At 60.8% G+C, this 21389-nt stretch carries 21 protein-coding genes and 1 pseudogene; 13 read left to right on the top strand and 9 right to left on the bottom strand.

All coding sequences use genetic code 11. The features are described from left to right. Nucleotides 1–18 precede the first annotated feature (18 nt). Nucleotides 19–504, bottom strand: a complete 486-nt coding sequence (locus AC0NID_RS34875) for a MarR family winged helix-turn-helix transcriptional regulator (RefSeq protein ID WP_473459075.1) — start codon at nucleotides 502–504, stop codon at nucleotides 19–21. Nucleotides 505–685: 181 nt separating this feature from the next. On the opposite strand from AC0NID_RS34875, the gene AC0NID_RS34870 reads away from it, so the two are divergent. The 8 genes and pseudogenes from AC0NID_RS34870 to AC0NID_RS34835 all read left to right on the top strand — a co-directional run bounded on the left by AC0NID_RS34870 (nucleotide 686) and on the right by AC0NID_RS34835 (nucleotide 8411). Then, on the top strand, nucleotides 686–1636 hold the full coding sequence (locus AC0NID_RS34870) for an MBL fold metallo-hydrolase (protein WP_473459073.1): 951 nt from the start codon (nucleotides 686–688) through the stop codon (nucleotides 1634–1636). A 30-nt stretch (nucleotides 1637–1666) separates the two neighbouring features. Beyond that, on the top strand, nucleotides 1667–3292 hold the full coding sequence (locus tag AC0NID_RS34865; protein WP_473459071.1) for an FAD-dependent oxidoreductase: 1626 nt from the start codon (nucleotides 1667–1669) through the stop codon (nucleotides 3290–3292). A gap of 3 nt (nucleotides 3293–3295) precedes the next feature. After that, a complete protein-coding gene (locus tag AC0NID_RS34860) occupies nucleotides 3296–3487 on the top strand; it encodes a DUF2783 domain-containing protein (protein WP_473459069.1) in 192 nt (63 codons plus the stop codon). After that, nucleotides 3484–4513 (top strand): annotated as a pseudogene (locus tag AC0NID_RS34855) (IS110 family RNA-guided transposase). The gene AC0NID_RS34860 and the pseudogene AC0NID_RS34855 overlap by 4 nt, the downstream one beginning before the upstream one ends. A gap of 214 nt (nucleotides 4514–4727) precedes the next feature. Further along, on the top strand, nucleotides 4728–5354 hold the full coding sequence (locus tag AC0NID_RS34850) for a glycine cleavage T C-terminal barrel domain-containing protein (protein ID WP_474033389.1): 627 nt from the start codon (nucleotides 4728–4730) through the stop codon (nucleotides 5352–5354). Beyond that, nucleotides 5347–5928 carry a sarcosine oxidase subunit gamma gene (locus tag AC0NID_RS34845; RefSeq protein ID WP_473459067.1) on the top strand — a complete coding sequence of 194 codons (582 nt, stop codon included), beginning with the start codon at nucleotides 5347–5349 and terminating at the stop codon, nucleotides 5926–5928. Before AC0NID_RS34850 ends, AC0NID_RS34845 begins: the two co-directional genes overlap by 8 nt. 224 nt (nucleotides 5929–6152) lie before the next feature. Then, nucleotides 6153–6956 carry an IclR family transcriptional regulator gene (locus AC0NID_RS34840; RefSeq protein WP_473459065.1) on the top strand — a complete coding sequence of 268 codons (804 nt, stop codon included), beginning with the start codon at nucleotides 6153–6155 and terminating at the stop codon, nucleotides 6954–6956. 288 nt (nucleotides 6957–7244) lie between these two features. Next, nucleotides 7245–8411 (top strand): aminotransferase class V-fold PLP-dependent enzyme, encoded by a 1167-nt coding sequence (locus AC0NID_RS34835; protein ID WP_473459063.1) that lies wholly within the window; start codon nucleotides 7245–7247, stop codon nucleotides 8409–8411. 204 nt (nucleotides 8412–8615) lie between these two features. Here the strand turns inward: AC0NID_RS34835 and AC0NID_RS34830 are convergent, their stop codons facing one another. The 8 genes from AC0NID_RS34830 to AC0NID_RS34795 form a co-directional block, all read right to left on the bottom strand. Next, nucleotides 8616–9488 carry an NAD(P)-dependent oxidoreductase gene (locus AC0NID_RS34830; protein WP_473459061.1) on the bottom strand — a complete coding sequence of 291 codons (873 nt, stop codon included), beginning with the start codon at nucleotides 9486–9488 and terminating at the stop codon, nucleotides 8616–8618. A gap of 19 nt (nucleotides 9489–9507) precedes the next feature. After that, nucleotides 9508–10527, bottom strand: coding sequence for an asparaginase (locus tag AC0NID_RS34825; protein ID WP_473459059.1), 1020 nt, complete (start codon nucleotides 10525–10527; stop codon nucleotides 9508–9510). An 11-nt stretch (nucleotides 10528–10538) separates the two neighbouring features. After that, nucleotides 10539–11426: a VOC family protein gene (locus AC0NID_RS34820; protein WP_473459057.1), complete on the bottom strand. Its 888-nt coding sequence runs from the start codon at nucleotides 11424–11426 to the stop codon at nucleotides 10539–10541. Next, nucleotides 11423–12238 carry a serine O-acetyltransferase EpsC gene (gene epsC / locus AC0NID_RS34815; protein WP_473459055.1) on the bottom strand — a complete coding sequence of 272 codons (816 nt, stop codon included), beginning with the start codon at nucleotides 12236–12238 and terminating at the stop codon, nucleotides 11423–11425. The genes AC0NID_RS34820 and epsC overlap by 4 nt, the downstream gene beginning before the upstream one ends. Nucleotides 12239–12319: 81 nt before the next feature. Continuing rightward, nucleotides 12320–13099 carry an amino acid ABC transporter ATP-binding protein gene (locus AC0NID_RS34810; protein WP_473459113.1) on the bottom strand — a complete coding sequence of 260 codons (780 nt, stop codon included), beginning with the start codon at nucleotides 13097–13099 and terminating at the stop codon, nucleotides 12320–12322. Nucleotides 13100–13101: 2 nt separating this feature from the next. After that, nucleotides 13102–14229 (bottom strand): amino acid ABC transporter permease, encoded by a 1128-nt coding sequence (locus AC0NID_RS34805; protein ID WP_473459053.1) that lies wholly within the window; start codon nucleotides 14227–14229, stop codon nucleotides 13102–13104. Beyond that, entirely contained in the window at nucleotides 14226–15437 is a 1212-nt protein-coding gene (locus AC0NID_RS34800) for an ABC transporter permease subunit (protein WP_473459051.1), read from the bottom strand. Before AC0NID_RS34800 ends, AC0NID_RS34805 begins: the two co-directional genes overlap by 4 nt. Before the next feature lie 114 nt (nucleotides 15438–15551). Further along, the gene (locus AC0NID_RS34795; protein ID WP_473459049.1) at nucleotides 15552–16580 is read right to left on the bottom strand and encodes a transporter substrate-binding domain-containing protein; all 1029 of its coding nucleotides are present in this window, start codon (nucleotides 16578–16580) and stop codon (nucleotides 15552–15554) included. Between the two features lie 203 nt (nucleotides 16581–16783). On the opposite strand from AC0NID_RS34795, the gene AC0NID_RS34790 reads away from it, so the two are divergent. The 5 genes from AC0NID_RS34790 (at nucleotide 16784) to AC0NID_RS34770 (ending at nucleotide 21338) form a co-directional block, all read left to right on the top strand. Continuing rightward, the gene (locus AC0NID_RS34790; protein ID WP_473459047.1) at nucleotides 16784–17689 is read left to right on the top strand and encodes a LysR family transcriptional regulator; all 906 of its coding nucleotides are present in this window, start codon (nucleotides 16784–16786) and stop codon (nucleotides 17687–17689) included. A gap of 158 nt (nucleotides 17690–17847) precedes the next feature. Then, nucleotides 17848–18663 (top strand): DUF3100 domain-containing protein, encoded by an 816-nt coding sequence (locus AC0NID_RS34785; RefSeq protein WP_473459045.1) that lies wholly within the window; start codon nucleotides 17848–17850, stop codon nucleotides 18661–18663. Between the two features lie 13 nt (nucleotides 18664–18676). After that, nucleotides 18677–19192 (top strand): hypothetical protein, encoded by a 516-nt coding sequence (locus AC0NID_RS34780; protein WP_473459043.1) that lies wholly within the window; start codon nucleotides 18677–18679, stop codon nucleotides 19190–19192. 8 nt (nucleotides 19193–19200) lie between these two features. Then, on the top strand, nucleotides 19201–20361 hold the full coding sequence (locus AC0NID_RS34775) for a M20 aminoacylase family protein (RefSeq protein ID WP_473459111.1): 1161 nt from the start codon (nucleotides 19201–19203) through the stop codon (nucleotides 20359–20361). A gap of 68 nt (nucleotides 20362–20429) precedes the next feature. Then, nucleotides 20430–21338 carry a LysR family transcriptional regulator gene (locus AC0NID_RS34770; protein ID WP_473459041.1) on the top strand — a complete coding sequence of 303 codons (909 nt, stop codon included), beginning with the start codon at nucleotides 20430–20432 and terminating at the stop codon, nucleotides 21336–21338. Nucleotides 21339–21389 lie beyond the last annotated feature (51 nt).

The following is a 21389-nucleotide window of genomic DNA, read 5'->3' as shown; positions in this document are numbered from 1 at the left end:
GGACGGCGGCATCAAGGATCAGCGGTCGGTCAGGTCCATTCGCGAGCGCGGCCGGGCTTGCGGGTCGTCATCGAGCAACGCGTGGAGCTTTTCCATGACCCCGCAGAACCTTTCGATCTCGGCACGCCCGACACCGTCAATGAGGCGCGCCTGCACTTCCATCGCCGCAGGAAGGATGTCGGCGAGTGCCGCATGCCCCTTTTCCGTCAGCGAGATCACCACCAGCCGCCGGTCGCCTTCGCTCGGCATTTTCCCTACGAGACCTGCACGTTCGAGCCGCGCCACCGCGCGGCTGACCCTGGGCTTTTCGAGATTCACGCAGTTGTGGATCTCGCGCACCGAAACCTCCTTGCAGCGCCGTAGATGCACGAGAACGCGCCATTCGGCGACCGAAAGGTCGTGCGTCCTTTCGTACTCGACCGACAGCCGCCTGCTGACGCGCTCTGAGAGTACGGCGAGGCGGTAGGGCAGGAATGCCGAGAGGACGAAATCGTTGTTAGCCATGACGGGTCTCCAGATTCGTTTCGATCGAAATGATATTGACTTTCATTGCAGTCGCAACGATAAATGAATCGTTGCGACTGCAATGAAAATCCGAACTCGCTGCATGAACGATGTGAGAACGGCGGATTCGCGGTAGAAACAGTGGCGGCTTCGAAGCCGTCTGAGGGAAGAGGAGCAACCGATGTCCAAGGCATTCGCGTCGCAGGGCGACATGGCTGACAAGAAGATCGCCTTCACCGAGATCGGGGAGGGGCTGTGGGCCTTCACCGCCGAGGGCGACCCGAACTCGGGCGTGATCATCGGCGATGACAGCGTCATGATCGTCGAGGCGCAGGCAACGCCGCGCTTGGCGAACAAGGTCATCGAGAAGGTCCGCGAGGTCACGGACAAGCCGATCACCCATGTCGTGCTCACGCATTACCATGCCGTGCGCGTTCTCGGGGCATCAGCCTTCGGAGCAAGCCAGGTGATCATGTCCGACAAGGCGCGCGCAATGGTCGTAGAACGCGGGAAGGAGGACTGGGAAAGCGAGTTCCAGCGCTTCCCGCGCCTGTTTCAGGGACATGAATCGATCCCCGGCCTGACCTGGCCGACGACGACCTTCGGCGACAGCATGACGGTCTACCTCGGCAAGCGGAAGATCGAGATCAGGCAGATAGGTCGCGCTCACACCGCGGGCGACACCGTGATCTGGGTGCCCGATGCCCAAACTATGTTCACCGGCGACGTCGTCGAATACCACTCGGCCTGTTATTGTGGCGACGGTCATTTCGGAGACTGGGGCGCGACGCTCGACGCGGTGAAGGCCTACGATCCGCAATCCATCGCCCCCGGCCGCGGCGATGCCCTTGTCGGCCGCGACATGGTGGATGCGGCGCTTGCAGCGACGCGGGACTTTGTCGAAAGCACCTACCGCCCGGCCCAGCAGGTAGCGGCGCGCGGCGGTTCGCTCAAGGAAGCCTTTGGCGCCGTGCGCGATGCCTGCGATCCCAAGTTCAAGGACTACGCGATCTACGAGCACTGCCTGCCGTTTAACGTGGCGCGCGCCTACGACGAGGCCCGTGGAATCGATACGCCGCGCATCTGGACGGCCCAGCGCGATGTCGAGATGTGGGAGCAGCTTCAGGGCTGAAATCGCTTCTGCAGGTTGGGAGGAAACCGCATGATGCAGGATCGCTACAGTCTCGCCTTCAAGCTCTACCCCTACGAGCGTTGTCCCGATCAGGACGCGCCGGCCCCGGTGCGCCACCCGGTCGTGGTCATGGGCGGCGGGCCGATCGGCGTCGCAACCGCGCTCGACCTTGGGCTCCAGGGCATACCGGTCGTCGTGCTCGACGATCACGAGGGCATCGGCATGGGCAGCCGTGCGATCTGCTTCGCCAAGCGCACGCTCGAGATCGCCGACCGCTACGGCTGCGGGCAGGCCATGATCGACAAGGGTGTCGTCTGGAACGTGGGCAAGGTCTTCCACGGCGACCGCAAGGTCTTCGAATTCAATCTCCTGCCGGAGACCGGTCACCGCTTCCCCGCCTTCATCAACCTCCAGCAACCCTGGTTCGAGAAGTTCATCGTTGATCGCGTGCGAGAGGCGCAGACGGCCGGCGCGCCGATCCAGTTGCGCGGCAGGAACCGGGTCGACGCCGTCGAAGTGAAGCCTGACCATGTCGTCCTGGACGTCATGACGCCCGAGGGCCCGTACCGCCTCGAGGCGGAGTGGCTGATCGGCTGCGATGGTGCCGCGTCGCCGTTGCGTGGAATGCTCGGCCTCGACTTCGAAGGACGCGTCTTTCAGGACAGCTTCCTCATTGCCGACATCAGGATGAACGCCGACTTTCCGACCGAGCGATGGTTCTGGTTCGAGCCTCCATTCAAGTCTTCGGGCGCCTCCGCGCTCCTGCACAAGCAGCCCGACGGAATCTGGCGCATCGACTTCCAGATCGGCTGGGACGTCGATCGTCAGGAGGAGAAGAAGGAAGAGAACATCCGGCGACGCCTGGACGCCATGCTTGGCGACGGGGTCGAGTACGAAATCGTCTGGTCCTCCATCTATACCTTCCAGTGCCGACGGATGAGGAAGTTCCGGCATGGCCGCGTGCTATTCGCAGGGGATGCCGCGCACCAGGTCTCCCCCTTCGGAGCGCGCGGCGCCAATTCCGGAATGCAGGACGTCGACAATCTCGGATGGAAGCTTGGCCTCGTGGTCAAGGGACTGGCTCCTGAAAAGCTGCTCGACTCTTACGACGAGGAGCGCGTCTTCGGCGCCGACGAAAACATCCTGAACTCGACCCGATCGACCGACTTCATCACGCCCAAATCGAAGGTCAGCCACATCTTCCGCAATGCGGTGCTCTACCTGGCGGAGCACTTCGCCTTCGCCCGCCCGCTCGTGAATTCCGGTCGATTGTCGGTCCCCTGCACCTATGCCGGGCTTTCGCTCAACGGGCCAGACGAACTTCCGGGCGGCCCGCCTCGAACGCGCGTCGGCAGTCCCTGTCCCGACGCCCCTGTCGCAGACGGCTTCCTGCTCTCCAGCCTCGGATCGGACTTCGTGCTGCTAACGGTGGATGCCGACGCGCCGGAGATCTCCAACATCGACGGGATCCCAATGCAGCGGGTCGGCCTCAACGCGTCGGACGATCCTTCCGGCATGCTTGGTGAGCGATATCTCGGCGACGCCGTTTCAGCGGTTTACCTGATCCGCCCCGACCAGCATGTGGCGGCGCGTTGGTCAAGTTTCGACGCCGGCGCCGTTCGTACCGCACTTCGCAAGGCGTGTGCAAAGGACTGAACCATGGCCGAACTCATCACGACGCCCAACATTCCAGATCCAGACGGGTTCTATGCGGAACTGCTCGCTGCGCATGAAGGCTTGAGCGACAGCGAAAGTGCTGCCCTGAACGCGCGCCTGATCCTGCTGCTAGCCAATCATGTCGGTGACCGTGCCGTGCTGCGGGACGCAATCCGAACAGCAGCCGAGCCATGAAGCAGTATATCGGTCTCGACGTATCCATGAAAGAGACGGCAATATCGATCCGGCAGGACGGCAAGAGGATTTGGCGGGGCAAGTGCGCGTCCGACCCGCAACTGCTCGCGGCGCTGATCCGCAAGCGCGCACCGTATGCCTGGCGGGTCGTGTTCGAGACGGGGCCGCTGTCGGTGTGGTTCTACCATGCGCTGACGGCAGAGGGGCTGCCCGCGATCTGCATCGAGGCGCGGCATGCCAAGGCCGCGCTCGACATGGCCGCGAACAAGACCGATGCGAACGATGCCGATGGCCTGGCACATCTGGCCGAGGTCGGCTTCTACGGAGAGGTTCGGGTCAAAGGTTTCGACAGCATGCTGATCCGCACGCTGATCACCGCGCGGCGCCAGCTTCTCAAGATGCGTTTGCAGATATCCAACCAGATCCGCGGATTGATGAAGACGTTCGGCCCCGTCGTGCCCAAGGGCGCCGGCAGTGTGTTCGAGCGCAACGTTCACGATCTTCTGCAGGGCGAAGCAAAGCTGGCGCGCATCGTCGTGCCAATGCTTCGGGCATGGGGAGTGATATTCGATACCAGATAGCGGAGCTGAGCAACTGGCCGCGATGGCTCGTGAAGACCAGCACTGCCGTCTGCTCATGTCGGTGCCCGGTGTCGGCACCGTCACAGCCACCGCCTTTGCCGCGGCCGTGGAGGATCCGGCGAACTTCAGGAACTCGCGTGCCGTGGGCGCATGGGTGGGCCTGACCCCGAGACGCTACCAATCTGGCGAGGTCGATAATGACGGCCATATCTCGCGCCGTGGCGACAATCAGTTGCGCGGATTGCTATACGAAGCGGCCGCGGTCATCCTGAACCGGTCGACGGATACCAGCACCCTGCGAACCTGGGCGTTGGAGCTGAAAGAACGGCTCGGCTTCAAACGAGCCGCCGTGGCCCTGGCGCGCAAGCTGGCAGTGATCATGCATACGATGCTCAGGACGGGCGAGCTGTTCGATCCGCACGGAGGAACGCCCGCCGCTGCCTGATCCTGCAGACGCTCGCCTGCGACGATTCTGTCAGGCCATTCCACCAACAGCGTTCTTACAGGACGCACCGAGCCGTCCCTGCCGGGATGGCTGAGATCATTCCGCGAAGCGGGAAGCAACTGCCATCGTTTAGCAGATTGCGTAACGAACATAGGAAGATCTCACCTGCGAGAAGCTGACCGACGCCGACATCTCGGCGGAGGCGCTCCCATTCATGACGATGAAGACCATCCCTGTCGCGGGGGTCGATTGCCGGGTTCTGCGGGCAAGCTTTACCGGAGAATCCACCTTCGAAGTGAACGTGCCTGCCCGCTACGGCCAGTATATCTGGGAGCGGGTCATCGAGGCGGGAATCGAATACGATATCTGCCCGTTCGGCACAGAGGCGCTTCATATCCTGCGAGCCGAGCGCGGCTTCGTCGTGGTCGGGCAGGACACTGACGGTACGGTAACGCCCTTCGACTTGGGGATGGGCTGGATCGTATCGAAAAAGAAGAACGACTTTATCGGCAAGCGCGGTTTTGCCGCGCCGGAAGTCGCCCGCCGAGGGCGCAAGGAACTGGTGGGGCTCCTGACCGGCAAGCCGGATTACATCATACCGCACGGCTCTCATCTGGTGGAGGGTGCGACCGGCAAGCCGCCGGTGAAGACCATCGGCTGGGTTTGCTCCACCTACTGGTCCGAAACGCTCGGGCGCTCCATCGCCCTCGCGTTGGTGGAGGACGGCCGAGCGCGCATCGGTCAGACGCTGACCGTGCGAAGCATCCATGGCGATGCCGAAGAGGTGACGCTGACGAAACCTTCCTTCTTCGACGCCGAGGGAGAGCGTGCGCATGCTTAAGGTAATCGACACCGCCCCTATGGCGCGTTCGCTGATCTCGAAAAAGCAGCCCGTTATCGGCGTGGCCAATCTGAACCAGGTCGAAGACCTCGGCACCCTCAATCTTCGCCTGGGCAACGAGGCCGATCTCGCCATTGCGACCCGCGTGCTGGGCGCCAAAATCCCCCGCGACGCCAACGCCTTCGACCAACAAGGCGAGGTGACGGTGCTGTGGCTGGGGCCGGACGAGTGGATGGTGCAGGCTCCGCTCCACCGGATTCCGAAGTTGAAGGACATGCTGGAGGCCGGCCTTTCGGGTCGACACTTCGCGGCCAACGACGTGTCCGACCATTCGGTCGCGATTAAGCTGAGCGGCGGCGCTGCCCGCCGGGTTCTCGAGAAGGGCTGCCCGATCGATCTGCATCCCCGCGCCTTTGGCCCGGGCCGCTGCGCCCAGAGCCATTTTCTGCAGGCGTTGATCCTCGTCGCACAACTCGATCACGATCGCTACTTGCTTCGGGTCCGACGTTCCATGTCCGAGTACCTGTGGGATGCCCTTGCTGACGCAATCGAGAAAGAGACTCCACAACCTTGAACGCATCCAAGAATCTCCAATGAGTTAGGGACGCAAGAGTGCGTCAGACCCCAAAAGGGACCACTGTGAAGGGCATGACGGTGAGCGCTCGACCGGGGAGCTGGTCGGGGTGGAGCAGCCCGGTCGGACGCCTGATTTCGCGTTGATCAGGCGCAAGTTTTTTATCCGATCGACTTTTGACATGATCCTTTTCGAATTTCGATCCTTCCATTAGCTTAGAAACCATGACGTCGCTCGCCGGCCAAGATGGACCGCTTGACCGTGCATTCTCGGTCCTGGACTACGTTGCGGGGCAGCTCAAAGCGGTTTCGGCCGCCGACATTGCTAAGGATCTCGCTCTTCCTCTGCCCACCGCCCACAGGCTGATCGGAAATCTCGAGGACCGCGGTCTCCTGCAGAGAGCACCAGGCACAAAGCGATATATCGTTGGCAACAAACTGGTAATTCTGGCGGGAAAGACGATCGGATCTGCGTTCCGGACATCTCGTCGTCATGCAGTACTGCAAGCTGTGGCAGCCGAGATTGGCGAACAATGTGAAATTGGGATCGTTCGGAACAACGCCATTGTCTATGTCGATAGTGTGCGTGTGGCGGCGCCCCAGGGCCTGCAATTTGACCCCGGCACCGGGGCTCCGCTCTACTGCACATCGACCGGCAAGATTTATTTGAGCCTGCTGCCAGCGCGAGCACGGGAGCGGCTAGTACGATCCCTCACCATAAAGCAGCACACCGAACGGACCATCACGGATCCGGACACGTTGCTGGCCGTATTGGAGGAAACCAGGCGAACCGGTTGGGCAAGAACCAATGAGGAATTCGTCAAAGGCGTCGTCGGTTGTGCCGTTCCGATCATGTCGCCCGACGGCACGTTGATCGCCTGTCTTGGCGTCTCCGTGCCGGTTGCCCGGGTCAGTTTCGAGGACCTCGACCGGTTCCGTGAGCCCCTCCTTCGCGCCGCGCACCATCTTTCAGAGACAATCCTGCAGATGGACTCTGATTTTGAGACCGCCTTCTCGAGAACGATCTGAGAAAGTTTAACACTTTCAGTCGTGGCACCATGGCGGATGGTTCCTCGCCTTAAGCGCTGTTTCTCATTTTTCGGAATAAATTATACTCATAATTTATCTTACCGTGGACGGCGTGAATATTTTGCCTATCATTTTAGCCATCGCCAAGGTGCGCAGATTTTGTGCGGTGCAACAGGCCATGGCGTGGAGCGCAGAATTCAGACCTGGTTCGGCTTAGCTGAACCAGCAGAGAAACGACGCGCTTCAGGCGACGGCGGGTGCCGTCTGCCGCCCAGGATGGAGATGGCTATGACAAAATACTTTGACGTGCAGGCGATCAGAAAGCTCTTTCCTGCTGTCGAAAAACTAGTCTACCTCGATTCCGGCTTCCAAACGCCTCTGTCGCTGCCGGTCAAGGAGGCGCTGGAGACCTTCATTCGCGAAGGATACGAGACCGCCGGGCCGAAATCCGTCTGGATCGAGCGTATGGAGGAGACGCGCGGGAAGGTCGCACGCCTGGTGAACGCCAGCCCGCAAGAGATCGCATTCACCAAGAACACCTCTGAGAGCATGAACATAGCGGCCAACGCGCTACCGCTGAAGGCTGGCGACAACGTGCTGATGGTTCATGGCGACCATCCCAATAACACCTATGCCTTTTTGAATCTGAAGAAGAAGGGGGTTGAGGTCCGCTTCATTCCGATGACGGAACTCGTCAACGCCGACAGCTTCCGTCCGCATGTCGACGCTAATACCAAGGCGATCTCAATGTCGCATGTGACGTTCCATGCCGGCCATCGTTTCGACATTTATGGCGTTGGCGAGCTCTGCAAGGAACGAAATCTCTACTACGTGCTCGACATCATGCAGGCCGTCGGCGTGGTGCCGATCGACGCCAAGGAGACCGGCGCGTCCTTCATCGGTTCTGGCACGCACAAAGGCTTGCTCGTCCCGCAGGGCCTCGGCTTTCTTTACTGGGATCACGAGTTGATCGAGCTGGAGCCTGCCTATCTTGCGGCGATCAGCCTCGCCAATCCGCCCGCCGACTTCGTCGCCCGGCCGGACGATATGACTCTGGCGCCGACGGCCGGCCGGTTCGAGATCGGTAACTTCAACCTGCCCGTAACTCAAGCGCTCGGCGCCGCGCTCGACCTGGTCGCGTCTGTCGGCATCGGGAATATCCAAAACCATTGCTTCGATCTCGGCGACAGGCTGATCGACGGCCTGGACCAGCTGGGCATTGCGCTGGTCGGACCGCGCCATCGGGAAAACCGTGCCCCGCACATCTATGTGGCTGCACTCCCGGCAGCCGAATGGATCGACTATTTCTCCGAACATGGCGTCCGTGTTTCGCCCGAGCGCGACGGCGTCCGCATCTCCTTCGGCATGTTCAACACGGCATCCGACGTCGATCGGTTCCTCGAGGTTGTCCAGAAACGAGGCGTGTCAACTGCGCGATCCAACAGGGCCGCGTGATCACTCGTGGGCCGCCATTCCCACTGCGGAACATGATCAGAATATCTGCCAAGTGATCGATTCCGTCCGGTAGAGGCGCGCGAATAGCTGCGATTTGTGCGGGCTCGCGGCCCAAGAATGGCTCTTTTGAGGCGTGAACAAGATCTGCTCTTTGTCTACCGCCCAGCGATACACTCTGTGTTTGCCGCCCTTGTCGCAGAAGATTCAGTCGCCGCCCCCAGGGTGGAAATCCACAATCTGGTTGAAATCAGCACCGTTCGGAATCGATCGTTCACTGTCGTTCCAAATCTGCGCGATTGCGTCCAAAATCGGCAGCGGTACACCCGCATCTCCAACCAACCTTTGTGCTAGCCGGACGTCCTTTCGCATCAGACGAATCGAGAACCCGGAATCAAACTGCCGATTGAGCACCCATTTCGGGTAGTTGAACTCGGTTGCGCTGTTCTTAGCCGTTCCCGCATTCAGCGCAGCGATCGTCTTGGCAGGGTCGAGGCCTTGAGCGGTTGCCATCCTCATCAGCTCTGTGGTGACTAGGAGGTTGGCCGCGCCGAGCAAATTGTTTAGCAGCTTGGTCGCATGTCCGCTCCCGGGACCTCCCATGAGCATGATTTTAGTGCCGATTCGTTCGAGAACGCCACGTACCGTTTCGAGGTGCTGTTGGTCTCCGCCTACCATGATACCGAGTGTTCCTGATCTCGCTCCGAAGAACCCGCCGCTAACTGGCGCATCAATGAGATGGACGTTCCGAGACGACAACTTTGCTTCCAGATCCCGGGTAACCGCCGGATCCGAAGTCGTGGTGTCGATGATATAGAGGTCGCGTCCAGCGCTCGATTGTAGGAGCCCAGCAAGGACCGTCTGCACGTCCTGAGCGGTCGGCAAAGACAGCACCACGACATCGGCCGCCTCGAAGACCTCGCTTGCGGTGCCAACCACACCGACGCCGCGTTCCCAGGCCGCATTGCGGGCGGCGTCGCTCACATCGGTCCCGACAGTTTCGATCCCGGTCTCGATGAACCGCTCGGCCATGGCAAGACCCATCCTGCCAAGGCCGACAATTCCAACTTTGGAAAACATGGTTTGCCCCTGTGAATTGCTAGTGTTGATCGAAGAGTTTCTGAACAACGACCGGGTCGGAGGTGTGGAGCAAGGCAAGCATCAACAGGACGCGGGCCTTTTGCGGATTGAGGTTTCCTGCGGCCACCGAGCCCAGCCGATCATCGTCGACTTCGCCGTTTCGCGAGACCGTGCCCCCGTTGGTCCGAGAAGATCGCACAATGGAGACTCCGGCTCTGCGCAAGGCCATGAGAGGCTCTTCGAGTGCAGTCGGAATGCTGCCGTCGCCGGTGCCGGCAAAGATTATGCCGGCGGCGCCATTTGAAAGTGCAGCCATCAGGTATTCGGGGCCGACGCCGGCATAGCCGTAGATGATGTCCACCTTGGGCAGGGGCTCACCGCCAAAGCTGGCAAAAGCCGATAGAGGTCCACGCCGCTTGGTGGGGAACCGTTCAAAGACGACGTGTGAACCAGCAATATGTCCGAGTGGTCCCGAATTGGGGCTTCGAAACGCATCGAGCGAGTTGGTATGCATCTTTGTGACGTCCCGCGCGCTCTCTATACGATCACTCAGCGTAACCAGAACACCCATCCCGACCGCCTCCTGCGACGCAGCCAGCACGATCGCGTTGCGCAGGTTTCGTGGACCGTCCGCCTGGTCGCTGTGGGTCGGCCGCATCGATCCGACCACGACGACCGGCTTTTCGCTACCGGTTGCCAGATGAAGGAAGAAAGCGGTCTCCTCGAGAGTGTCAGTCCCGTGTGTGACGACCACGCCGCTGATTTCTCGATCGGCCAGCAGCCGCTTGGTGTGAAGGGTAAGCTGGCTCCAATGCTGGGGCGTTACGTTTGGACTGGTCAATTGGAAAGCCTGCTCGCTGCACACCACGAGGCCGCCGGTCGCTTGTGTGCTGACTGCCGCCGTCAGTTCGGAGACGGATATGGTCGCTTCTCTCGAACCGGCCTGGGCGATCGTTCCCCCAGTTCCGACGACCATGACCGTTCGCTGCGGGCCAACCAGGTCACCGGCTTTTCCAATCGTCGAGACATTGGGTGGCATCAGCGTTGCTCTCAAGCCTTCACGAAGGAGAGGAACACGTTGCCGAAGTGGCCTGCATCCGACAGCAGAATGCGGTCCTGAAAGCTGCTATGAGCGACATTTGCCTGAACCACGAATGCAAGCGCGCGCGAAAGGTCGGGCGTGGTGACGTCGATCGCGAAGTAGCAGGGCCGGGTGTCAGCGAGCAGGTCCTGCGGAAGATCGCCATAAACCTCCGCCGCCTGGGCTCGGTCAATGACGGTGAAGCTCCCGTTGCCCGTGACCGCCGAAAGGCCCGCATCCGTAGATGACACTGCGGCGGCCCCATAAAGTCCTACGAGACGATCGCGTACCAGCGCGTGATCCCGCCGCTGCGCCAGTATGGAAACATTCGAAATACCTACGCATCCGTTTGGGTGGTCCATCCACTGTGGCACTTCGATGAGGTCGGGTCGGTGCTGGTGACAGGCAAAGTTCGAAAGGCGGGGGAGCGTTTCGGAAGCGAGTATCTTCAGCGTCGTGGAGGTGCGGTCTCTTGACCCGTCAGGCAACACGATGTCGCGGCCGAACTCGATCGTGCCCTGGCATTCAATGCCACGCGCCTTAACGAGTTCGGCATCCGCTTCGGCGTCCTCCGAATGCAGTGCAAGCAGAGAGATTCCCTCGCGCTCGTCGAGGTCGTCGCGAACGAACCGGCCGAACCGGAAATCGCCTGCTGGCTTCTCGTCGATCAGCGTTTCGTCATAGATGCTCATGAGTTCCAGCAGGCACTTCCTGAAGACGGCGACGGAGGTGCTGGTCCCCCAAGGATGCTTACTGGGGTTAGTCATCCGGAAGCCCAGGGCCGTGTAGCGTTGGCGCATTGCTTCCAGGTCACGGACGACAACAAGCGGATGGTCGATTCCAAGAAACCCGGTCATTTCGTCACCGCATCTTCGCTGCTTGGGTGGAAGCCCTTGAAAGATTCGCCACCCCGATTTTTTGGCTTGGCCGGCACGCCGGCAACCGTGATGTTCGGCGGGACTTCCTTGAGGACGACTGATCCGGCGGCCACTACAGCACCCGATCCGATGTCGATGCCGCCCAGGATCACCGCACCGGCGCCGATTGTGCTTCCCTTGCGCAGCCGGGGGTGTCGCGTCGCGCTACGGTCCTTCAGATCGCTGCCAAGGGTCACGCCATGCCACATCGAAACGTCGTCTTCGACGATCGACGTGGAACCAATGACCACGCCAATTCCATGGTCGATCCAGAGGCCTCGGCCGAGTTCGGCTGCAGGATGGATGTCCACCGCGAGAGCCCGGCCGAATACGCTCTTTAGCGCCATCGCAAGCACCCTGCTCCCTGTCTTCCAGAGGTGATGCGAAACGCGATAGGCGAGCAGGGCGTGCAGTCCGTTGGCAAACAGCAGCGATCCGATCTCGCCAAGGGGATCGTTGTCCTTGATGGCGGTTGCCCTGATGTCGGCGCGCGCGGCACCAACCACCTCCGGATCCCTCGCAAAGACCTCCGCTGCAAGCTTATGGACCAGGCTGCGCTGCGCACCTGATGGCAGGGTGGACGTGAGAACCGACGCGAACAGCTCGCCGTCTGACTGCATCTCATCCGGGTTGAAACCGAACATGAGTGTCATGTCAGGTTGTTGCGAGAACATCTCACGCGCGTGCCGCACGAGCTCATCGACGCTAATGTCTGGTTCAGGCGAAGTCACAATGTTTATCTTCTCTGGCATTGGCAATTCTGCTGTGTTTCCGGTCGAGGGCGCCGCGAGGGCTGGGCGGCGATTTCATTGGAGGCGGGCGGGCTGCATCGCCTAGTGTTTCAACACGCGCGAGAGGAACAGCCTGGTTCTCTCGTTTTTCGGCGTATCGAATATCTCAGTGGGCGAGCCGACTTCGAGGATGGATCCGTGATCGATGTAGATGACGCGATCGGCGACTTCCTTGGCAAAGGCCATCTCATGGGTAACGATCATCATGGTCATGCCCTCGGCGGCCAGTTCGCGCATGACGTCGAGCACCTCGCCGATCATCTCCGGGTCGAGCGCCGAGGTAGGCTCGTCGAACAGCATCACATGCGGATCCATGGCGAGGGATCGCGCGATCGCGACGCGCTGCTGCTGTCCGCCCGAAAGTTGGGCGGGATATTTGTGCGCCTGGTCGCCCAGACCGACGCGCTTCAAAAGCCGGGTCGCGTTGGCCTCGGCTTCGGCACGAGGTTTCTTGCGGACCCGCATAGGCGCCAGCGCAACGTTTTCAAGGACCGTTTTGTGCGGAAAAAGATTGAACTGCTGGAAGACCATGCCGACCCCCTTGCGGATCGCCTGCAGGGCCTTTTCGGCCCCGAGTTGGCGCTCGCTCGCAGGCGGCATGCGATAGCCATCCACCTCCAGTTGCCCGTCCTGAAACATCTCCAGGCCGTTGACGCAGCGAATGAGCGTCGACTTTCCCGAACCGCTGGCGCCGATGATGACGACCACCTCGCCCTTCTCGACCGCCAGGTCGACACTCTTCAACACATGGAAGGTGCCGTAGAATTTGTTCAGGTTGATCATTTTCACGATCGCGTCCTTGCCAGCCCCAAGCGTCACCATGGTCATTGCTGCGTTCCTTTGCCGAGATGTGTTTCGAGGCGTCTCGCGAGGAAGGTGACTACGCTGCCGATAGCGAAATAGACGCCGAACAGAAAGACGTAGACCTCGTAGGTGTTGCCACTGTTGGCCGGGTCGGCCAGGATCATCTGTCCGGCACGCAGAAAATCCGTCAGACCGATGATGAAGACAAGCGGCGCGTAGTTGAAGATATCCAGGACATTGCCAACCAATCCCGGGACAGCGACGCGCAGCGCCTGCGGCAACACGATGATCCTGTTCACGTCGAGCGCGCTCATGCCAAGCGATTGAGCCGCCTCCCGCTGGCCCTGCGGGACGCTCTGCAGCCCGCTGCGCACGAATTCCGCGGCATAGGCGGAGTAGAATACGACGAAGCCGATCATGCCGCGGACGACGTCCGGGATCGGCCATTGGGGCAAGAGCAGAGGCAGCACCACCCAGATCCAATAGACGATCAGGATCAGCGGCACCGAGCGCATCAATTCAATATAGGCCGTGCACAGGATGCGCAGGCTGGCGATCCGGCTAGCCCGTCCGAAGGCGAGAAGCACCCCGATGGGCAGGATCAGGATCGCCGCCGTCAGTGTGATCAGGACCGACAGGAGCAGACCGCCCCAGGATGAAACGCCAGCCGGAGTAAGGACGAGGAAGACGGCGCCGAGGCCAAACAGCCAGATCGGCGCGGTAACCCTGCGCAGGGGGCGAGACCACGTCGCGACAAGCCAGGCAATACCAAACGCAGCGCCGGTCGTTGCGATCCAAATGGCGGATGACAACGAGCCCGCAAGCACGCTTGCGACCGCCACCACGGTGGGGATGGCTATGGCGCGCATACGCGTCATCGGAAAGCCGTCGCCGCAGGCCAGTCCGAGAAGAGCGGCTATCAGCCCTGTGGCGATCCAGGCCCTCCACAACTCCTGTGCGGGAAACAACCCCGTCATCAAGACCTTGAGGCTGTCACGAACAACCGACCAGTCGGCCATTGCAAAGGCCCAGTGCAGGATCGACCACAGGATCCAGCCGAGCAGCGGCACGACGACCAACGTCAGCGCGGCATCGAACGGCTTTGCAAACAGGTTGCGGCGGATCCAGACAGCCGGCGACGCGTTCATTTTTGCACTCCGGGCCGATTGAAGTGTGCGTTGAGCAGATTGACGATGCCGCTGATCGTCCAACTCAGCAGGAGATAGCAGACCATCACGATGAGGATGCCTTCGAGGCTGCGGCCTGTCTGATTGGCGACCGTGCCGCTCACATTGAACAGATCGGGAAAGCCGATCGCGATGCCGAGCGACGTGTTCTTGGCGAGGCCGATATACTGGTTTCCAAACGAGGGGAGCACGACGCGGAAGACCTGTGGAAGCACGATGTCCCTCAAGGTGTCGCCTCGCGAGAAGCCCAGCGAACTGGCGGCTTCCCACTGTCCCCGGGGCAAGGCTTCGATCGCGCCTCGCACGATTTCGGCCAGATAAGCGGAACTGTTGACCGTGATGGCCAGGAAGATGGCCGCCATTTCGGGACTCAGGGCCGTACCGCCCGAAGCGCGAAAGCGCGTCGCGACTGGAAGATCAAGCACCAGCGGAAAGCCCTGAGCGAAACAGGCCGCCAGCAACGCAAGGCCAATGCCCCAGAACCACAAGCGCCATTGACGCATTGATCGGGCGATTGGTGCCAGGATCAACGCCATACCCAGTGCCAGGCAGACCAGCGCGGCGCCACTGGCTTCTTGAGACATCGTGACGGACGGAAAGAAGATCCCTTGCTGGCTGGCAATAAAACCACCGAACAGGTTCGTCGCGGCGGCCACCGGGGGCAATTTGAGAACGACGGCGATGTACCAGAAAGTCAGTTGGATCAGCAGCGGCGTGTTCCGGAGGAATTCGACGATCCAGAATGTGATCCGTCGGACAAGCCAGTTGGTCGAGAGGCGCCCGACTCCCAATGCCACGCCCAGCACAGTAGCGGCCAGAATACAGAGTATGGCGACCTTGAGCGTGTTGATGAGGCCGGCGATCAGCGCCTGCATGTTGGTATCTGACGACGAGAACGGCACGGGCCACCACCAGCCGTCGCTCGCCCGCAGCGTTATTCCTTCGCTGATTTCAAAGCCGGCGCTCGCCCATAGAAAGTCGAAACTGAAGCCGATGCCGCGCGCCGCGAGTCCGTCTTTTACAGCCAGGCAAAATAGGACCACGACGGTGCCCGCAGCGATAATAATCGCCGCTTGCAGCGCAAACTGTCTCGCCCGTCGAACACCCAGTCTTGACGGACCCGTCAAGTCTGATGGCCGAGGGACGGGAATATTGGTCTCGATCGCCATTGTGCTGCCCCGCCGCACGGTACCCTGCCGAACGCGCACGACAGGCATTCATTGCTTGTCTCTGCGCTCCGGCGACGCGGTAGCCCGGAGTGAGCGGGCTACCGCAGTGCCTCGTCAGTTCCAGAGTGGCGACAAAATCGCGCCGCCGTCCTTTGACATAGCGTTCGCGGTGCCCTTCCGGTCGATGAAGTAGGGCGTCGAGGGGCCGAGATTGCGATCGTAGATCTCGCCATAGTTGCCGACCTGCTTAATGGTCTGGGCGACAAAATCGGCGGGGATGCCAAAGTCCTTTCCGAACGTGCCGTCAAGGCCGAGGAACTTCTGCGTCGCGGGATCCTTGGTCTTCAGGCTCTCTTCGAGGTTTGTCGAAGTGATGCCGCTCTCCTCTGCCTGGAATAGCGAAAAGGTGATCCAGCGAAGTGCGTTGCGCCAGCGGGAATCGTTTGCCGCAACAAAACCAGCGAACGGCGACTTCTCAAGAATCTCGGGCAGGATCGTGAAGTCAGCCGGGTTGGAAGAGTTCCCGCGCCAGGCTGCAAGCGCCGACTTGTCCGTAAGCATGGCGTCGCAGCGGCCCGCATCCAGCGCTCCGAATAGCTTCTCCAGGTTCTCATAGGTAAGAACCTTGCTGTTCCAGCTCTTGGCCTTGATCAGGTTGGCAATAGTGGCTTCTGTGCCCGATCCTTGCGTCGTGCAGAGATTGGCACCGTCCAGTTCGTCGATGGAATTGACGCCGGACGCTGTTTTTACCATGGCGCCCGTGCCGTCCCAAAAGTTCATCGGCAGAAAATCGACGGTGATCGCCGATTCGCGCGCGGGCTTGACGGTGGTGTGGGCAAAGACCACGTCAACTTGACCGGTCTGCACAGCAGTAAATCGGCTCTTGTCGGTGACGACCACGAAGTTGACCTTCTTGGCGTCGCCAAGAACGGCAGCGGCAACGGCACGACAAAAGTCGACGTCGAGGCCCTCCATCTCGCCGGTTTTGGTATTCAGGTAGCCGAAGCCGGGGGCAGTATTGTCTGTCCCACAGTTCAGTGTTCCTCTCTGAAGAACCGTATCCAGTACTGTAGCCGAGGCAGGTGCGGCGGCAAAACCGGTAAGCACCAGCGCGGTCGAAACGAAAATGGCACCAAGTTTCATGTTCACCCTCTTATTGTTTAGAGCTGGGCGCGGCCAAGTCACTGATCCGGCGCCTTATCGCTTGCGTGATCGCCAAGAACAAAAATCGGACGGCTCTCGACGTCCCTTTTTGTCCGATGCAGCAAAGCGCTGCTTTTTGGTTAGGTCTAGTTAATAATTTTTGCTATATACATTAGAAAAATGGGCCATTTGGTGGAGGAAGCGTGGATTTCGGAAGGCTGCGCACTTTGCGGGAATTGGCACAGCGCAAGACAATGGCGGCGGTGGCAGAGGCGCTGCTGATCTCCCCGTCTGCGGTTTCCCAACAGATCGCGTTACTGGAGGACGAGGCCGGCGTGACGTTGATCGAGCGGCGCGGACGAGGCGTTGCCTTGACGCCAGCTGGCGAAAACCTCGTGGCGCATGCCCAGCGCATCATCGCGATCCTTGAAGAAGCCAGGACCGACATTGCGGAGTTCAATCGCATCGTGGCGGGAGAACTGCGCATCGCTGCATTCCCCTCAATTGCGGCGGCGCTGATCCCGCAAACGATGCGAAGCGTCGAGGCGCTGCATCCCAGGCTCAGAATCCTCCTCGAAGAACTCGAACCAAGTCCGGGCCTGGCTGCGCTCCGCGCCTGGCAGACCGATATCGCTTTGATCGACGATCTCAGCGACGCCCAGGACATGCCGGGGGAATTCGTGGAGACAATCGAGATCTACGAGGATTCCCTCGTAGCGATCATGCCGTCTAGCCATCGCTATGCGTCCAGAGACAGCATCAGCTTAGGCGACCTCAAGGACGAGCGCTGGGCCGTCGATACAAGTTCCAGCCCCTACGCCAATGTCCTGATCGGGGCGTGCCAGGCCGCCGGCTTCAGCCCTGTTATCAATGGCCGGTGCAACGCTTTCGATGTCGTGTCGGCCCTCATTCGTGCCGAACAGTCCATCGCTGTCCTGCCGGGCCTGAGAATGGTCAATCACGGTGGTGACCTGATCGCGCGCAAGATCACGCCGATCCTGCGCCGCAAGATTTTCGCTGCTTTCCGCAAGGGCGAAAGGCGCAAGCCCGCCGTCGCGGCCGTGCTGGAGCGATTGCGGGCGGAGGCCACCTTGCTGCCCATCTTCTAGCGTCGAAGGCGAGAAGAGGCTATTGGTTGTCGTCTGACAAAGCAGGTGTGCGCCACGTTGCATTTGCAGCAACGCTTTGTTCCGCCAGCGCCAGCTACCAATTTGGTTACCGCAAATCATACTGACCGAGCATGTTTGGCTCGAGCAGGAGGACATAAATGGCGGTATCGGAAGCTCCACGTCACGGCATCTGGCTGCACGCCACGGTGCTGGCGATCGTCATAGTCGCGGAATTGATCGGTCTTCGACGCATTCCGATCGGGATAGGCACCATCATCCTGCTGCCCATCCTCTATGCTTTCGCACTAGGCGTGTTGCTCAATCCGAATATTCTCAAGGCGACTGGCAGCTTCCTGCCGGCAGGCTCCGTCAAACTTGCCGGCACGATGATCACCATCGCTATCATGCCGTTCATCGCCAAGTTCGGCACCACCGTCGGACCGCAGATCGACAAGATAATCGAAGCGGGGCCGGCCCTTGTCATGCAGGAGATCGGCAATCTCGGAACGATCCTGATCGCCTTTCCGGTTGCGGTCTTCGTACTGCGCATGGGCCGCGAGGCGATCGGCGCGACCTATTCTATCGACCGCGAGCCCAATCTGGCGCTGATCGCCGATCGCTATGGACTAAACAGCGCTGAAGGCGCCGGCGCGATGGGTGTCTATGCCACGGGAACGCTCATCGGCACATTTGTCTTCGCGATCATGCCACCGCTGATCCACGGACTAGGCTGGTTCGACTTCCGGGCCCTCGCAATGTCGTGCGGCGTCGGTTCGGGCAGCATGCTGGCTGCCTGCACCGGCAGCCTCGTCGCGTCTATTCCAGAGCAAAAAGACCTGATCTTGGCGCTCGCCGCGGCAAGCAACATCCTAACATATGCGACGGGACTGTATGTCGGTCTGTTTGTCGCCCTGCCGCTGACAGAGTGGCTTTATCGCAAGAGCCGCCCCTACCAAGTTGCTGCGTCGGCCTGACCGGAGAAGATCTATGAGCGCGCACACGACAGATACGCCTGTGAAAGATCAGACGCTGCCCCTCGACACCGATGACGAACGCAAGATAGAAGTCGGCCGGCATTCAGCCTTGCTGCTGATCGCGTCGGCCCTGGCTTTGGCTTCGAACTGGGTCGCGACCGGAACCGACCCGCTCAAGGCATTCCCGGGAATGGCCATCCTCTACGTGGTTTCGGTCGCCGGTCTGGCGCTTGCCCGCTTCGTTCCGTTCTATCTGCCGAGCGTCGCGTGGATCTCACTTCTGGCAATTCTCATCACCATTCCCGGCGTGCCTGGCTCGGCCTATGTGGTCGAAAAGGTCACCGCGCTAAACTTCCTTGCGCTCGCGACGCCAGCTCTGGCCTATGGAGGATTGGCGCTCACCCAAAACGAGTTCGTGATCGCCAGGAAGTCGGGATGGAAGATCGTGATTGTGGCGATCTGCGTGATGCTCGGGACCTATCTGGGTTCGGTCGTCGTCGCCGATCTCGTCCTGCGCATCACCGGTTAGCGATGGGGATGCCGGCAACGCTATCGGCCGATGATGTCGAACTGGCTGTCCGCTGGCGGCGGCATCTGCATCAACATCCAGAACTCGCCTTCGAGGAGCATCAGACAGCCGACTTCGTGGCCGGGCTTCTTACCGGATGGGGATATGCCGTTACCAGAGGTTACGGCCGGACAGGGCTCGTTGCGACCTTAAGCCGTGGCACGTCGCGCCGAGCGATCGGAATCCGCGCCGACATGGATGCGCTTCCGATCCTCGAAAAAACGGGGCTTCCTTATGCTTCGATAACTTCGGGCACGATGCACGCCTGCGGCCATGACGGCCATGTCGCGATGGCATTGGCCGCTGCCCGCGCCTGCGCCACGCTCGACCTCCAGGGAACCGTTCACTTCATCTTTCAACCGGCGGAGGAAAACGAGGGCGGCGCACGCGTAATGGTCAACGACGGGCTGTTTCGCGATTTTGAAGTCGACGCAGTCTACGCCATGCACAACTGGCCGGCCCTCGATATTGGCGAATGCGTTGCTCGTGATGCTGAAATGATGGCCGCACTTGGCACGTTCGAAATTCGCGTCAACGGCCGCGGATCGCACGGGGCGATGCCACACGAGGGAGCCGATCCGGTGGTTGCCGCTTCTCAGATCGTATCTGCGCTGCAAACCATCACCAGCCGGAACATATCGCCGCTCGAAGCGTCGGTGGTCTCGGCAACGCAGATACATGGCGGGGATGCCTGGAACGTCATCCCCGAAACCGTCACGATCCGCGGCACGACACGATGGTTTGATGAAGCGATCGGCGCGAAGATCGCTCGGCGAATGACGCGGATCGCTACTTCGATTGCCGAGGGTTTCGAGTGTGAGGCGTCGATCGAACACGTCGCTCGCTACCCGGCCACCATCAACGACGCCGCCTGCGCCGCGCGGGTCCGCTCGCTTGCCGCGAGACCGGGAAGCCAAATGACCGTTGTCGAGACATTGCCCAGCACGGCGGCCGAAGACTTCGCATTCATGCTGCGTGAGAAGCCGGGCTGCTATTTCTGGCTGGGCAGCAGACGCAGCGGCGAAAACCCCGGCCTGCATTCTCCGTTCTTCGATTTTAATGATGAGGTTCTTCCCCTCGGCGCCAATTTTTGGACCGTGCTGGTGGCCGACGCCCTGCGTCCATTGTGACGCGATCGGGTGTTGCGATCCCAGCAACGCAATTTGACTCATGCCTGATCCAGCCTCAATATCGAGGCGTGGAAACGCTCGATGCAAAGGCGCTGCGCATCTTCATGTCGGTGGTCCGGATCGGTTCGATCCGCGGCGCCGCCGAGCATTTGAATGTGGCTCCCTCCGTGGTGAGTCGCCAGATTGCAGAAACGGAGCGCAATATTGGGCTGGCGCTGTTTGACCGGACCAGCCGCGGGGTCAGCCTGACCGATGCCGGCGCTTTGGTGCTCGAGCATGGCCAGCGCATCCTGGAGGATAGCGGGCATCTCGCCGAGCAACTCGACCAACTCAAGGGGCTGCAGCAGGCCAGAATCCGCATCTGCTGCGGCGAAGGATTTCTGGCCGACCTGATTGAACATGGATTGACCACGTTCGCCGCAGTCTATCCGACGATCCGATACGTCGTGGATCTGGGGAGCACGTCTGACGTCGTTGATGGCATTGCCAACGGCGACGCCGACATTGGGGTCGCGTATAATCCCGTCATCGACACCCGCATCCGATCACTCGCGATCGCTCGCCAGCCGCTCTGCCTCGTGGCTCCCTCCGGTCATCGGCTGCTTGGTCGACGGCGGGTTACCTTGGCCGAGTGTTTGCAGACGCCATGCGCGCTGCTGTTCAAAGGGCATGGCGTGACGCAGCTCGTCGGCCGCGTGGCCGCCGATTGCGGTGTTGCCGTCGCGCCGATGATCGAAACGCCGTCCATCGACGTGCTTCGCCGCTTCGTAAGCGCGGGCCTCGGCGTGACCTTCCTGCCTCGCTTCGCCGTATCGACCGAACTCGCTCGGGACGCGCTTGGTGTCGTGGAATTGTCGGATCCGCTGCTGGCCGAGGCGAGCGCGCATCTTCTCGTCAAAGCGCGCCGGCGCCTCCCGACATCGGTGGACCGGCTCGCCGGATGCCTTGCCAGAGAAATGGCGGCCTTTGCGATCTGACGCGAATGGTGTGTTGCAATACCGGCAACGTATTGTTCCGGGCATTCCATC

The sequence above is a fragment of the Mesorhizobium sp. WSM4821 genome, from assembly GCF_055901555.1.
Note: the sequence above shows the minus strand (reverse complement) of the source record. Positions and strands in the feature narration are given on the sequence as shown.